Raw genomic sequence first — 12,786 nt, 5'->3', positions numbered from 1 at the left:
CCGGCACGCCGTGTCCGAGTGCGGGGACCGCTACTCGTCGTCGATGTCCTCCTCGCCCTCCATGCCCTCCTCGCCCTCCATGCCCGGGGTCTCCACGGACGGCTCGCCGCCCTCCCCCTCGTCCTCGCATGCGGCGCCACCGAACACCGCGACGGCGGCGATCGCTCCGCCCGCGAGCACGCGGCGGACGGTGGTCACGGTCTTCTGACTGATGCCCTCAAGCCTCACTGCCGGCTCCATCGGTTCGTGGACGGGTGCCATGGGCCCGGGACCGGTCCGCGGGGCCGTCCCCCGGTGCGCGTCCGCACGGGGCGCGCCCCTCCGGGACGGCGCGAACCGGGCGTTATCCGTCCGTGACCCATGTGAGGACCACAGTAGACGTGCCGCGCCCGCGTTACCAGGAGCACACGGTGGGTGGGGGTCCCTGATGCGGCCGGCGCCCGCCCGGGGGAGGGGCGCCCGGGCTCAGTCGTCGTCCTCGTCCCCGCCGTCCTCGTCCCCGCCGTCTTCGTTGTCGCCGTCCTCGCCGCCGTCCTCGCCCTGTTCGGTGTCCATCTCGGGCATGGCCTCCTCACAGGCGGCGGTGCCCAGGGCCATGGCCGCGGCCAGGGCGCCCACGGCGAGCACGCGGCGCAGTACGGCCGAGGGGAGGAGAGATTCGAGGAGTTTCACGGGGTTCCTCCGGTTCTTCGGGGGTGCGCGGGTCCGCGCGGCGCAAGCCTAGGCCCCTCTCCGCCCGGTGGCCAGGGGCCCGGGGTCCCCCACAGCCGAAACCCCCGCGCGGAGCCGACCGGGACGCGAAAAGCCGCCGGCCATGCGCGTGTGACACGGAACGCGCATGGCCGACGGCTAGGGGGTGGAGGCCGCCCCGCCCCGCCCCAGCCACGAAAGCGGGGAGGAACGGCCTCCTGGGAACGAAGACCAGTGTCAGTGAGCCGCTGAGAACTGGTCTTCCTCGGTGGAGCCGGTGAGAGCCGTGGTGCTGGCCTCAGGGGAGATGGTCGTGCTGATGGAGTCGAAGTAGCCGGTGCCGACCTCGCGCTGGTGGCGGGTGGCGGTGTAACCGCGCTCCTCGGCCGCGAACTCGGCCTCCTGCAGCTCGACGTACGAGGTCATCCCGTTCTGGGCGTAGCCCTTGGCCAGGTTGAACATCGAGTAGTTGAGCGAGTGGAAGCCCGCCAGGGTGATGAACTGGAACTTGTAGCCCATGTGGCCCAGCTCGCGCTGGAACTTGGCGATGGTCGCGTCGTCCAGGTGGCGCTTCCAGTTGAAGGACGGCGAGCAGTTGTAGGCCAGCATCTGGTCCGGGTACTCGGCCTTGATGCGCTCGGCGAAGTCGCGGGCGACCTCCAGGTCCGGGGTCGCGGTCTCCATCCACAGCAGGTCGGAGTGCGGGGCGTAGGCCAGGCCGCGGGCCACGCAGGCCTCGACGCCGTTGCGGAAGCGGTAGAAGCCCTCCGAGGTGCGCTCGCCGGTGATGAAGGGCTGGTCGCGCTCGTCGATGTCGCTGGTGATCAGCGTCGCGGCCTGGGCGTCGGTCCGCGCGATGACCAGGGACGGGACACCGGCGACGTCCGCGGCCAGGCGGGCGGCGCTCAGGGTCTTGACGTGCTGGCCGGTGGGGATGAGGACCTTGCCGCCCAGGTGGCCGCACTTCTTCTCGGAGGCCAGCTGGTCCTCCCAGTGCACACCGGCCGCGCCCGCGGCGATCATGCCCCTCATCAGCTCGTAGGCGTTGAGGACGCCGCCGAATCCGGCCTCGGCGTCCGCGACGATCGGGGCGAGCCACTCGGGGGCGCTGTCGTCGCCCTCGGCCCAGGTGATCTGGTCGGCGCGCATCAGCGCGTTGTTGATGCGGCGGACCACGGCCGGGACCGAGTTGGCCGGGTACAGGCTCTGGTCCGGGTAGGTGTTGCCGGAGAGGTTGGCGTCGGCGGCGACCTGCCAACCGGAGAGGTAGATGGCCTTCAGGCCGGCGCGGACCTGCTGGACCGCCTGGTTGCCGGTGAGAGCGCCGAGGCTGTTGACGTAGTCCTCGGTGTGGAGCAGGTCCCAGAGGCGCTCGGCGCCGCGACGGGCCAGGGTGTGCTCCTCGGTGACCGAGCCGCGGAGCTTGACCACGTCGTCGGCGGAGTAGGTGCGCTCGATACCGGCCCACCGGGGGTTGGTCTCCCAGTCGCGCTGGAGTTCGGCGCTGGCTTCCTGTCGTCGAGCGCTGGTGCCCATGTTCGTTCCCGCCTTACGTGTAGTCCCCAAGGTGTCCAACACCGGTCGAGGGAGGCCTCGTCCAGAGCCAGGGGGTGAGCCCTGAGCGGTAAGTTCCCCGCCGGTAACTAGAATTCTTGAGGAAGTTCCAAGGCTTTTCCACTCGAAATCGGGTGAAGATCGTCGATTCTTTCCGTACCATGAAGCCATGGCGTACTTTGGTGCTGAAGAAATACCGTCTTTGACAGGTGACCTAGATCTCGTCACCTTTGGCCAGCGGCTCCGCCACCTCCGGCGGGCGCGCGGTCTGACCCTCTCTGACCTGGGGGAACGCGTGGGTAGGGCCCCCTCCCAGCTCTCCCTGCTGGAGAACGGCAAACGCGAGCCGAAGCTCTCCCTGCTCACGTCCCTGGCCTCGGCCCTCAGCGTCTCGGTGGAGGAGCTGCTGTCCAAGCAGCCCCCGAGCCGGCGCGCGCAGCTGGAGATCGCCGTGGAGGAGGCCCAGCGCGACGCCCTCTACCAGAAGCTGGGCCTGCCGCACCTGAGGGTGGGCAAGCGCGTCCCCAACGACGTGCTCGAACACATCGTGGGCCTGTACGACGAGCTCAAGCGGCGCAGCGCCAAGCCCACGGCCACCCCCGAGGAGGCCCGCCGGGCCAACGCCGACCTGCGCCGGCAGATGCGCGAGCGCGGCAACTACTTCGAGCACATCGAGAAGGCGGCGGCCGAGACCCTCGACGCCGTCAACTACACCGCGGGTGCCCTGTCCCAGGGGCAGATCCTCTCCATCGCCACCCACCACGGGTTCTCCCTCAAGTACGTGCAGGACCTGCCCCGCTCGGTGCGCTCCCTCACCGACCACGTCAACCGGCGCATCTACCTCAAGCGCGAGACCACGCTGGGCATGCACAGCCCGCGCACGATCCTCCTGCAGACCCTGGGCCACGTGGTGCTGGGCCACGGCCAGCCCAGCGACTTCGGCGACTTCCTGCGCCAGCGGGTGGAGGCCAACTACTTCGCCGCCGCCGTCCTGATCCCCGAGTCCACCGCGGTGCGCTACCTGCAGGAGGCCAAGCAGGCGCGCGACCTGTCGGTGGAGGACCTGCGCGACGTGTACTCGGTCTCCTACGAGATGGCCGCGCACCGGTTCACCAACCTGGCCCACCGCCACCTGGACCTGGTCTGCCACTTCATCCGCAACGACGAGACCGGCATCATCTACAAGGCCTACGAGAACGACGGCCTGGTCTTCCCCACCGACGAGACCGGGGCCATCGAGGGGCAGCGCATGTGCCGCCAGTGGTCGGGGCGCCAGGTCTTCGCCTCGCCGGACCGCTACTCGATCTACTACCAGTACACGGACAAGCCCAACGGCACCCACTGGTGCGTGGCGCACGTGGACCCCAGCCGCGAGCGCAACTTCGCCATCACCCTGGGCGTGCCCTACAAGGAGTCGCGCTGGTTCCGGGGCCGCGAGACCACCAACCGCACCAAGTCCAACTGCCCGGGCGGGGAGTGCTGCGTGCGCCCGCCCGCGGAGCTGGCCGCCCGCTGGGAGGGCAACGTGTGGCCGTCGGCCCGGGCGCACTCGCACGTGCTCTCGGCGCTTCCCTCGGGCACCTTCCCGGGCGTGGACGAGCACGACGTCTACACCTTCCTGGAAAAGCACGCCTCCCTCGACTGAGCCGGACGACCGCGGGGCCGGGGCACGAAGGGGGCCGGGGGTACGCGTACCCCCGGCCCCCTTCGTGTGGACGTGCGGCGTTGTGGCGCGGGGGTCCCGGTGTTACCGTTGGTAACACGCAATGGCCGCCCCCTCCCCCGGAGGGCCCGACAAAGGATGTAAGCGTATGAGTGAGGCCGCCGCGCCCGCCTTCAGCCTGGAACTGAGCGAGGACGTCCGCGATGTCCGGGACTGGGCCCACGGGTTCGCCGCCGACGTCATCCGTCCCGCAGCCGCCGAGTGGGACGAGCGGGAGGAGACCCCCTGGCCGATCATCCAGGAGGCCGCCAAGATCGGCCTGTACTCCCTCGACTTCTTCGCCAACCAGTGGCTGGAGCCCAGCGGCATCGGCATCCCCGTCGCCTTCGAGGAGCTGTACTGGGGCGATCCGGGCATCGCCCTGTCCATCACCGGCACCGGGCTGGCGGCCGTGGCCGTGGCCTCCAACGGGACCCAGGAACAGCTCTTCGAGTGGGTGCCGCAGATGTTCGGCAGCGCCGACGACGTCAAGCTCGGCGCGTTCTGCTCCTCCGAGCCCGACGCGGGCAGCGACGTCTCGGCGATCCGCACCCGCGCGGTCTACGACGGGGCCAAGGACGAGTGGGTGCTCAACGGCACCAAGACCTGGGCCACCAACGGCGGCATCGCCGACGTCCACGTGGTCGTGGCCTCCGTGGAGCCCGAGTTCGGCTCCCGGGGGCAGGCCACGTTCATCGTGCCGCCGGGCACCCCCGGACTCAGCCAGGGGCAGAAGTTCGCCAAGCACGGGATCCGCGCCTCGCACACCGCCGAGGTCGTCCTGGACGACGTGCGGGTCCCCGGGTCCTGCCTGCTGGGCGGCAAGGAGAAGCTCGACGAGCGCCTCGCCCGCGTCCGCGAGGGCAAGCGATCCAAGGGCCAGGCCGCGATGAAGACCTTCGAGGCCTCCCGCCCGAGCGTCGGGGCGATGGCGGTCGGCTGCGCTCGCGCCGCCTACGAGTACGCCCGCGACTACGCCACCCAGCGCGAGCAGTTCGGCCGCCCGATCGGGGACAACCAGGGCGTGGCCTTCACCCTGGCCGAGATGGCCACCCGCATCGACGCCGCCCGCCTGCTGGTGTGGCGCGCCGCGTGGATGGCCCGCAACGACAAGGACTTCGACAACGCCGAAGGCTCCATGAGCAAGCTCTACGCCAGCGAGACCGCCACGTTCGTCACCCAGAACGCCGTGCGCATCCTCGGGGGCAACGGGTACACGAGGGAGTACCCGGTGGAGCGGTGGCACCGCGACGCGACGATCTTCACGATCTTCGAGGGCGCCAGCGAGATCCAGAAGCTCATCATCGGCCGCCGGATCACCGGCCTGCCGATCCGCTGACCCCCGCGCGGACCGGGGCCCGGCCGCCCTAGGGCCGTTCGGAGGTGTCCCTGACCGGGGCGCCCTCGACGCGGGAGCCGGGAGCCCCCCGCTCGGGGGCGGCGGGGCTGTGCGCGTGCTGCGGCGGGGACGGTGTGTCGTCGCCGGGGGCGCCCGCACCCGCCGGCGGGATGCGCAGGGCCAGCAGGGCGACGTCGTCGCCTCCGGGGTCGATGCGGACGAGGAGTTCGTCGAGGAAGTCCTCCAGGTCGTGGTGGGCCAGGTCGGCGGCGTGGCGGCGCAGCTCGGCCATACCCGTGTCGATGGGCTGGTCGCGGCTCTCGATGAGGCCGTCGGTGTACAGCAGCAGGGTGGACCGCGCGGGGACGTCCTCACGGGCGTCGGGCCAGTCCAGGCCCATGTGCAGGGTGGCGCTCATGCCGAGGAGGGGGCCGTGGCCGCCCTCGAGGTAGCGGGTGCGGCCGTCGGCGGTGACGAGCAGCGGCGGGGGATGTCCGGCGTTGACCCAGTGCAGGTTCCAGGGCCCGCCCTCGGGGCCTTCGACGCGGGCGAGGACGGCGGTGGCCATGGGGGCGTCGCTGGTGTTGGTCATGGCCTCGTCCAGCCGCCGCATGATCAGGCTGGGGGGTCCCTGGCGGTCCCAGGCCAGGGCGCGCAGCATGTTGCGGACCTCGGCCATGTGCGCGGCGGCCTGGAGGTCGTGGCCGACCACGTCGCCGATGACCAGGGTCATGATGCCGTCGGCGAGGACGAAGGCGTCGTACCAGTCCCCGCCGATCTCCGCGGCCTGCTGCGCGGGTTGGTAGCGGGCGGCGAGTTGGAGGTGGTCGACCTGGGGCAGGGGGGTCAGGAGCTGGCGCTGCATGGTCTCGGCGACATGGCGCTGCTCTTCGAAGAGCCGGGCGCTCTCCAACGCCAGTCCGGTGCGCCGTCCGATGTCGCTCAGTACGAGGAGCTCGGCATCGGTGTAGGCGGGCCGCGGCCCGGTCCGGGCCACGGTCAGCGCACCGAAGACCTGTCTGCGGGTGTACAGCGGCACCACCACCGCGGAGTGCCCGCCCAGCCGGTCGAACAGCTGCTGGTGGGCCTGGGCGAGCGGTTCGTCCGGCTCCTGGCCCAGGACCCGCTCGTCGAGCAGGGTGGGTTGGGCCCTGTACAGGGCATGTGCCAGTGCCGTACGGGAGTTGTGCGGTGGTGGCGACAGCGGGCCCTTCAACGTCTCGGCGGAGTCGGGGTCGTCGCGGGTGTGGACGGCGATGCGTCGCATCTCCTCCGTCCGCCCGTTTGGAAGCAGGGCGATCACCGCCCAGTCGGCCAGGTCCGGCACCAGCAGTCGGACCAGCCTGTCCAGCATCTCGGGGGTGTCCAGGGCGGAGATGAGGAGTCCGGAGACCTCCGCCACCATGCTCAGCCGGGCGGTCAGTTCCTCCAGGGCCGCCAGGTGGGCCGCGGTCTGCTCGGCGGAGTCGCGGTGCTTCTTGAAGTTGTGGAAGACGAGGACCACGCCGTCCATGTCGCCTTCATGCTGGAGCGGGGTGGCCGCCCAGATGACGGGCATGAGTGTGCCGTCCCCCCGCAGGTAGAACTCGCTGCTTCCCTCCGTCGGTCGGCCGCTTGTGAGCACGGTCAGGGCGCGGCACTCCTCCCGCGGGACCTCGTTCCCCTCCGAGTCGCGGTGCAGCAGGTCATGCAGGTCGAAGCCCACCACCCGCTCCTTGGACCAGCCGAGGATCTGCAGCGCGAAGGGATTGCATGCGGTGATGCGTCCCGAGCTGTCCGTGACGAACATCCCCGCGCCCAGACTGTCGAACACCGAGCGCAGCAAGTCGGTCTCCGGCGGCCAGTTGACGCCGCTCATCGCACCCACCTCCGGTTCCTCCACCGACGGCTCCACCGGGTCTGTTCGAAGGCCCATTCAGGCGGTCAGTGCACACGGTTTCCGGGCACAACCGTGATCAACGCAGTACAGTGTGGCCTCCCCGACCAGGCGAAGAGCGCATTGCGCCGTCGGCGGCATGTCACGCCCACAGGCGGCGGGGCCCGGACACGCGGCGGTGGGAGACGACACCGCGGTGGCCCGGTGACCGGCCGGGGGCCACGGGTAGTGGTCACCCATGAGCACATCTGCCGGACCCCGGCCCCCGGTGGGGGAGCGGCGCGGCGTGGAGGCCGCGGAGGCCTTGGCCCGCTGGCTGGACAAGCCGATGGGCGCGCTCGGGCTGCTCTTCGTCCTCGTCGTCCTGGGTCAGGCCCTGGCCACGGAGCCCTGGGTGGTCACCGCGCTGTCCTGGCTGGGCTGGGCGCTGTGGCTGCTCTTCGTGGCCGAGTTCGCGCTGCGCGCCTACGTCGCACGCGACCAGCGCCTCTTCTGGAGGCGCAACTGGTGGCAGGTCCTCTTCCTCGCACTGCCCTTCCTGCGTTTCGCCCGGGCCTTCGCCCTGCTGCGCACGGCGCGGGTCGGCGGGGTGCTCTCAGCGGCGGTCCGGGGGTCGCGTTCGGCCTCGCGCCTGCTGTCGGGCCGTATCGCCTGGATGGCGGTGGTCACCGCGATCGTGGTCCTGGGGTCCAGCCAGCTCCTGTACATCCTGGGCTCCTACGACGACTACGCGAGCGCCCTGCACGACGCCGCACTGGCGACCGTCTCGGGGGAGCCGCTGACCGCCGACGACGCGTTCGCCCAGGGCCTGGAGGTGGTCCTGGCCGTCTACTCGGTGGTCGTGTTCGCCTCACTGGCCGGTGCGCTGGGCGCCTTCTTCCTCAGCCCGGAGGAGCCAGGCGGCGAGACCCGTGACACGATCGCCGGATGAGGCCACGGACAGGTCCCGCGCTCGCCGCGCTGGGCGCGCTGCTGGACCGCTCGCTCGAGCAGATCGCCGAGGCGGCCGCCGACGCGCGGACCTTCGACAGGGAGACCGTGAGAGCGGTGGCGGACGTGTGGGACGGCAACACCCTCCCGCTGTTCCGCGCGGCGGCCGACCCCGCTCCGCGCGCACGGGAGCGCCGTGCGCTGGCCGTTCTGGAGCGGATGGCGGGCTTCGGCGACCGACGCAGGGCGTGGATGGTGGAGCAGGCCGCCCTCGCCGGACACGCGCTGGAGGATGTGCTGCCGCCGGCGGGGGAGAGGGGACCGGGCCGGGACTTCGCCGGGCCGGTCCACGCGCCCTCGTCGGACCTGACCGCGGAGGCGGCCGCCGACGCGGCCGCGGCCTACGACCTCGCGTCGGCGAGGGTGCGGCGCCTCGCGGTGGAAGGGCGCGGCAGCGGCCTCGTCGGCGTCCTCGCCCTGGAGGTGGACCGCGCCTACCCGACCGGAGGTGCGGCTCCGACCGCCGACGCCTGGCTGGACGTACGGTTCGAGGGCGTCGGGGAGGTCGTCTTCGACTCCGAGGACGCCGGGGGAGCGCGCTTCGCCGCCGGGCGGAACGAGGTGGTGGTCCGGCTCGGAGGCCGTGGCCTCGTCCGGGCGTCGGCCGCCACGGTCTGGCCGCATGACGAGTACTGGCACCTGTCCGGCCCCGGGCGGAGGGCTCGCGTCCGCGTTCCGCGTCTCGGGGAGCGGACCGCTCCCGACGACCATCCCCCGGAAGGCGTGCGCTTGGGGCCGGCCGCCACGACGGCCGCCACCCTGCTGCTCCTCGCCATGGTCGGGATCCGTACGGTGGCCGCCGCAGGGGAGGTCGAACGGATACCCGTGCAGCACCTGTGCCGTGCCTTCGACGGTGCGGGCGGGGACGCCCTGGCCGCGGGAGCGCGCCCCTGGCCATGGGGCCGGGAGGCGGCCTTTCGCGAGTTGACGCAGACCTGGGTGCGACGCGGCGGGCGGGTCCTCGCCCCGTGGTTCGCCTCGCGGGCGCGGAGACTGCCGGAGCCGGCGGGGGTCCTCGCCCGGGCCGGGGCGTGGACGTGCGCCCCCGAGCCCGTCCGGGAGCCCTCGGCGGCCTCCGTGACGAGGGAGAGGGCGCGACTCCGCCTGGTCGAGCACACCGCCGCCCGCACGCACTCCGGTTCCGTCCGCGAGGCCTCCCTGGTCCTGCACCTGGCGCTGCCGCCGCGATCGGGTTCCGCCGACGGGGCGCCGTGGCGGATGCGGGTACTGACCGGCGCTGACCCGGGCCGCGTCGCGTTCCGTACCGAGGCGTTCCGGAGCACCGGCCGCCCGGCCCTGGCCGACAGCGGCGGTACCGGCCTCCTCACGATGGCGGGCGGCGCCCTCACCGCGAACGCGGGTGCCTGGTCCCTCGGTTGACGCGGTGAGGTCGAGGACGGGGTCGGGCGGGTCCGTGCCCGCTGGAGCGCGTACACACGCCTGCTGCGCCGCCTGCTCGGGAAGCCCGGCCGACGCGCACGGGGTGCCCGCCCCGCGGTCCTGGCCGGCGGCGCCCGGTCGGACCGGGGCGAGGGACCGCCCTCGCCGACCCGGACATCCGGCCTCTACCCTGGCGGCATGGACACCACCACGGGCAACGGCGCCCCCAGCATCACCATCCCCACCGGCTACAACGGTCCCGACGGTTCGGGCAACGGCGGCTACACCGCGGGCCTGCTCGCCGCGCGGCTCACCGCCGTCGGCGGCCCCGCCGTCCAGGTCACCCTGCGCGTCCCACCGCCCCTGGACCACCCGCTGGCGGTGGAGGGCGGTCCCGCCGGCACACTCGGCCTGACCGATCCCGCCGCGGAGGAGGGCGCCCGGCTGGTCGCCGAGGCGGCGGTCACCGAACTCCCGGACACCCCCGACGGCCCCGCCATCCCCGGCGGCCCGGTCGGGGTGCCCGAGGCCGCGGAGGCCGAGAACCGCTACCCGGGCCTGACCGCCCACCCCTTCCCGCGCTGCTACAGTTGCGGCCCCGAACGCGCCGAGGGCGAGGGCCTGCGCCTGTTCGCCGGACCCGTGCGCCCGGGCACCGGTCCCGACGCGGTGGGCAACACCGTCGCCTGCACCTGGACCCCGCACCCCTCCCTGGACGAGGGCAACGGCACCGCCGGCCTCGCCCAGGTGTGGGCCGCCCTGGACTGCCCCGGCGGATGGTCCAGCGACGTGGTCGGCCGTCCCGCCGTCCTCGGCCGGATCGCCGTCCGCGTCGACCATGCGCCCCGGATCGGCGACACCCACGTGGTGATGGGCCACCTGGAGTCGGTCGAGGGCCGCAAGATCCGCACCGGCAGCGCCCTCTACGACGCCGAGGGCCGGCTCCTGGCCCTGGCCAGGGCCACCTGGATCGCGCTGCGGACCTGATCCGCCGTCCCCGTGGCGCCGAACCGCTACGGTGATCCCTTGTGGCCTTCGAACGCACGCGGCGGACCGCGCCGACCGACAGCAGTGACGCCCCCGGCACGCCTGTGGCGGGGACTCCCCCCGCGCGAGCGGGGCGGGGCGGGCGCGGGCGCGACCCCGAGCGGCGCCGCGCCATCCTGGACGCCGCCGACCGGGTGATCCAGCGCGACGGCCCGGACGCGTCGATGCTCGCCATCGCGGCCGAGGCCGGGATCAGCAAGCCGATCCTGTACCGGCACTTCGGGGACAAGGGCGGCCTGTACCGGGCGCTGGCCCGGCGCCACGTGGACCCGCTCATCGAGCGCATCCGGGAGGAGCTGCACCAGCACACCGGGTTCGAGGTGCGCGCCCGGGCCACGGTGGGCGCCTACCTGTCGATGATCTCCCAGAACCTCAACCTCTACCGGTTCCTCATGGACCGGGCCACCTCCGAGGACTCGCGTACCCGCAGCGACCTGGGCATGATGGTCCGCCGTCTGGGAGAGGAGCTCGCGGACCAGCTCCTCGCGGAACTGCGCATCGGCGACCGCCTGCGCTCCCAGATCGTCGCGCACGCCGTGGTGGGCATGGTGCAGGCGGCGGGAGAGTGGTGGCTGGAGCACCCCGAGGTCGGCGAGGAGGAGATCATCGACGACCTCACCGGCGCGGTGGTGGGCGCCATCCGCGGCAGCGGCGGCTGAGGACTTTCCCTCATCCCCTTGACCTGGAGCGCACTCCAGGTCCCATGCTTCTTGCCATGAGGGACTACTACACCCCGGGCGAGGTCGCCGAGCGCTTCGACCTCACCCTGGACACCCTGCGCTACTACGAGAAGGCGGGCCTGCTCCGCCGCGTGGACCGCGCTCCCAGCGGGCACCGGCGCTACCGCTCCGACGACGTCGAGCTGCTCAACATGATCCGGTGCCTGCGCGACACCGACATGCCCATCGCCCGGCTGCGCGAGTTCGCCGAGCTCATACGCGAGGGCGACCACACCGTTCCCGACCGCCTCGACCTGCTCCAGGGCCACCAGGACAGGCTGAACGAGCGCATCGCCGAGATGCGCCAGTGCCAGACGGTGATCCAGCACAAGATCGACTACTACCTGGGCGTGCTCGCCGAGCGCCCCTCCGAACCGGTCAAGGAGACCTCCTGATGCGCTACACCTCCATCGGCGACCGCCGGGTCAGCGCCCTGTGCCTGGGCGCGATGAAGTTCGGCAGCGAGACCGACGACGCCACCTCCGCCGCCCTGCTCGACCGCTTCGTGGAGGCCGGGGGCACCTTCGTGGATACCGCCGACTGCTACCAGTTCTGGGTGGAGGGCTTCGAGGGGCACGAGAGCGAGACCTTCCTGGGCCGGTGGCGTCGCGAGCGCGGGATCACCGACGAGGTCGTGATCGCCACCAAGCTCGGCGCGCAGCCCACTGTGCCCGGCACCGGGCTGGAGACCAAGGAGGGCCTGTCCGCCGAGGCCGTGGCGACGGCCGCCGAGCGCAGCCGCCGGCGCCTGGGCGTGGACCGCCTGGACGTGCTCTACGCCCACCAGGAGGACTCGGGGACACCGCTGTCCGAGACCCTGGGCGCCTTCGCCGGGCTCGTCGAGGAGGGCTCCGTCGAGCAGGTGGGCCTGAGCAACCACCGCACCTGGAAGCTGGAGAGGGCACGCGCCGTCACCGAGGCCCGGGGCTGGCCGCGCCCCCGGGTGCTGCAGTACCGGTACAGCTACCTGCAGCCCCGGTTCGACGTGCCGCTGCGGTCCATGGGGCACATGCACGTCACCCCCGAGTTGCTCGACTTCGTCCGGTCCGAGGCCGCCGAGGGCCGTGAGCACACGCTGGTGGCCTACACCCCGCTGCTGTGGGGTGCCTACACCCGTCCGGAGAAGGCCGCCGAGCTGGACCGGGCCTACGACCACCCGGGCACGCCGGCCCGCCTGGCCGCCCTGGACGAGGTCGTCCGGGAGACCGGGGCCACCCGCAACCAGGTCGTGCTCGCCTGGCTGATGGACAGCGACCCGAGTGTGGTGCCGCTGGTGGGGGTGAGTTCCCTGGAGCAGCTGAACGAGGCGATCGAGGCCACCGACCTGGTGCTCAGCAAGGAGCAGTGGCAGCGCCTGGCCGAGGCCGGATAGCGGGACGGTTCCGCGGGAGGTCGCTGGATCTATTGGAAGTCGATAGATTATGACCGATACTCGATATGTGTTCGCGGGTGTCGAGTGGCGGCCCGGTGACCCGTTCGAGGGATCGGG

12 protein-coding genes are annotated in these 12,786 nt (G+C 72.3%); 8 read left to right on the top strand and 4 right to left on the bottom strand.

Annotated elements, in window-relative coordinates:
* Positions 1-30: 30 nt before the first annotated feature.
* From A6A08_RS25060 to aceA, 3 genes are all read right to left on the bottom strand, one after another.
* The gene (locus tag A6A08_RS25060) at positions 31-228 is read right to left on the bottom strand and encodes a hypothetical protein (protein ID WP_073705114.1); all 198 of its coding nucleotides are present in this window, start codon (positions 226-228) and stop codon (positions 31-33) included.
* A gap of 237 nt (positions 229-465) precedes the next feature.
* A complete protein-coding gene (locus A6A08_RS25055; protein WP_073705113.1) occupies positions 466-672 on the bottom strand; it encodes a hypothetical protein in 207 nt (68 codons plus the stop codon).
* Between the two features lie 255 nt (positions 673-927).
* Positions 928-2,226, bottom strand: a complete 1,299-nt coding sequence (gene aceA / locus A6A08_RS25050; protein WP_073705112.1) for an isocitrate lyase — start codon at positions 2,224-2,226, stop codon at positions 928-930.
* Positions 2,227-2,446: 220 nt separating this feature from the next.
* On the opposite strand from aceA, the gene A6A08_RS25045 reads away from it, so the two are divergent.
* Together A6A08_RS25045 and A6A08_RS25040 are read left to right on the top strand one after the other, a co-directional pair.
* Positions 2,447-3,889: an XRE family transcriptional regulator gene (locus A6A08_RS25045; protein WP_073705111.1), complete on the top strand. Its 1,443-nt coding sequence runs from the start codon at positions 2,447-2,449 to the stop codon at positions 3,887-3,889.
* Between the two features lie 166 nt (positions 3,890-4,055).
* On the top strand, positions 4,056-5,285 hold the full coding sequence (locus A6A08_RS25040; protein WP_073705110.1) for an acyl-CoA dehydrogenase family protein: 1,230 nt from the start codon (positions 4,056-4,058) through the stop codon (positions 5,283-5,285).
* A gap of 28 nt (positions 5,286-5,313) precedes the next feature.
* Here the strand turns inward: A6A08_RS25040 and A6A08_RS25035 are convergent, their stop codons facing one another.
* A complete protein-coding gene (locus A6A08_RS25035) occupies positions 5,314-7,200 on the bottom strand; it encodes a SpoIIE family protein phosphatase (RefSeq protein WP_242422887.1) in 1,887 nt (628 codons plus the stop codon).
* A 199-nt stretch (positions 7,201-7,399) separates the two neighbouring features.
* On the opposite strand from A6A08_RS25035, the gene A6A08_RS25030 reads away from it, so the two are divergent.
* The 6 genes from A6A08_RS25030 to A6A08_RS25005 all read left to right on the top strand — a co-directional run bounded on the left by A6A08_RS25030 (position 7,400) and on the right by A6A08_RS25005 (position 12,669).
* A complete protein-coding gene (locus tag A6A08_RS25030) occupies positions 7,400-8,092 on the top strand; it encodes a hypothetical protein (RefSeq protein WP_073705109.1) in 693 nt (230 codons plus the stop codon).
* Positions 8,089-9,531: a hypothetical protein gene (locus tag A6A08_RS25025; RefSeq protein WP_073705108.1), complete on the top strand. Its 1,443-nt coding sequence runs from the start codon at positions 8,089-8,091 to the stop codon at positions 9,529-9,531. Before A6A08_RS25030 ends, A6A08_RS25025 begins: the two co-directional genes overlap by 4 nt.
* Positions 9,532-9,729: 198 nt before the next feature.
* Positions 9,730-10,518: a hypothetical protein gene (locus A6A08_RS25020; RefSeq protein WP_073705107.1), complete on the top strand. Its 789-nt coding sequence runs from the start codon at positions 9,730-9,732 to the stop codon at positions 10,516-10,518.
* 41 nt (positions 10,519-10,559) lie between these two features.
* Positions 10,560-11,237 (top strand): TetR/AcrR family transcriptional regulator, encoded by a 678-nt coding sequence (locus tag A6A08_RS25015; RefSeq protein ID WP_073705106.1) that lies wholly within the window; start codon positions 10,560-10,562, stop codon positions 11,235-11,237.
* Between the two features lie 56 nt (positions 11,238-11,293).
* Positions 11,294-11,692, top strand: coding sequence for a MerR family transcriptional regulator (locus tag A6A08_RS25010; protein ID WP_073705105.1), 399 nt, complete (start codon positions 11,294-11,296; stop codon positions 11,690-11,692).
* Positions 11,692-12,669: an aldo/keto reductase gene (locus A6A08_RS25005; RefSeq protein WP_073705104.1), complete on the top strand. Its 978-nt coding sequence runs from the start codon at positions 11,692-11,694 to the stop codon at positions 12,667-12,669. Before A6A08_RS25010 ends, A6A08_RS25005 begins: the two co-directional genes overlap by 1 nt.
* Positions 12,670-12,786: the final 117 nt, after the last annotated feature.

Origin of the sequence: Nocardiopsis sp. TSRI0078, from assembly GCF_001905145.1 — a bacterium.
In the GTDB taxonomy this organism is placed as follows: domain Bacteria; phylum Actinomycetota; class Actinomycetes; order Streptosporangiales; family Streptosporangiaceae; genus Nocardiopsis.
The sequence above is the reverse complement of the archived record's forward strand: the minus strand, read 5'-3'. Positions and strand labels throughout refer to the sequence as shown.

Bases quoted from the DNA above. Each gene is read 5' to 3' on its own strand.
- aceA (WP_073705112.1), bottom strand. From the start codon at position 2,226: ATGGGCACCAGCGCTCGACGACAGGAAGCCAGCGCCGAACTCCAGCGC.
- A6A08_RS25040 (WP_073705110.1), top strand. From the start codon at position 4,056: ATGAGTGAGGCCGCCGCGCCCGCCTTCAGCCTGGAACTGAGCGAGGAC.
- A6A08_RS25035 (WP_242422887.1), bottom strand. From the start codon at position 7,200: ATGGGCCTTCGAACAGACCCGGTGGAGCCGTCGGTGGAGGAACCGGAG.
- A6A08_RS25030 (WP_073705109.1), top strand. From the start codon at position 7,400: ATGAGCACATCTGCCGGACCCCGGCCCCCGGTGGGGGAGCGGCGCGGC.
- A6A08_RS25025 (WP_073705108.1), top strand. From the start codon at position 8,089: ATGAGGCCACGGACAGGTCCCGCGCTCGCCGCGCTGGGCGCGCTGCTG.
- A6A08_RS25020 (WP_073705107.1), top strand. From the start codon at position 9,730: ATGGACACCACCACGGGCAACGGCGCCCCCAGCATCACCATCCCCACC.
- A6A08_RS25010 (WP_073705105.1), top strand. From the start codon at position 11,294: ATGAGGGACTACTACACCCCGGGCGAGGTCGCCGAGCGCTTCGACCTC.
- A6A08_RS25005 (WP_073705104.1), top strand. From the start codon at position 11,692: ATGCGCTACACCTCCATCGGCGACCGCCGGGTCAGCGCCCTGTGCCTG.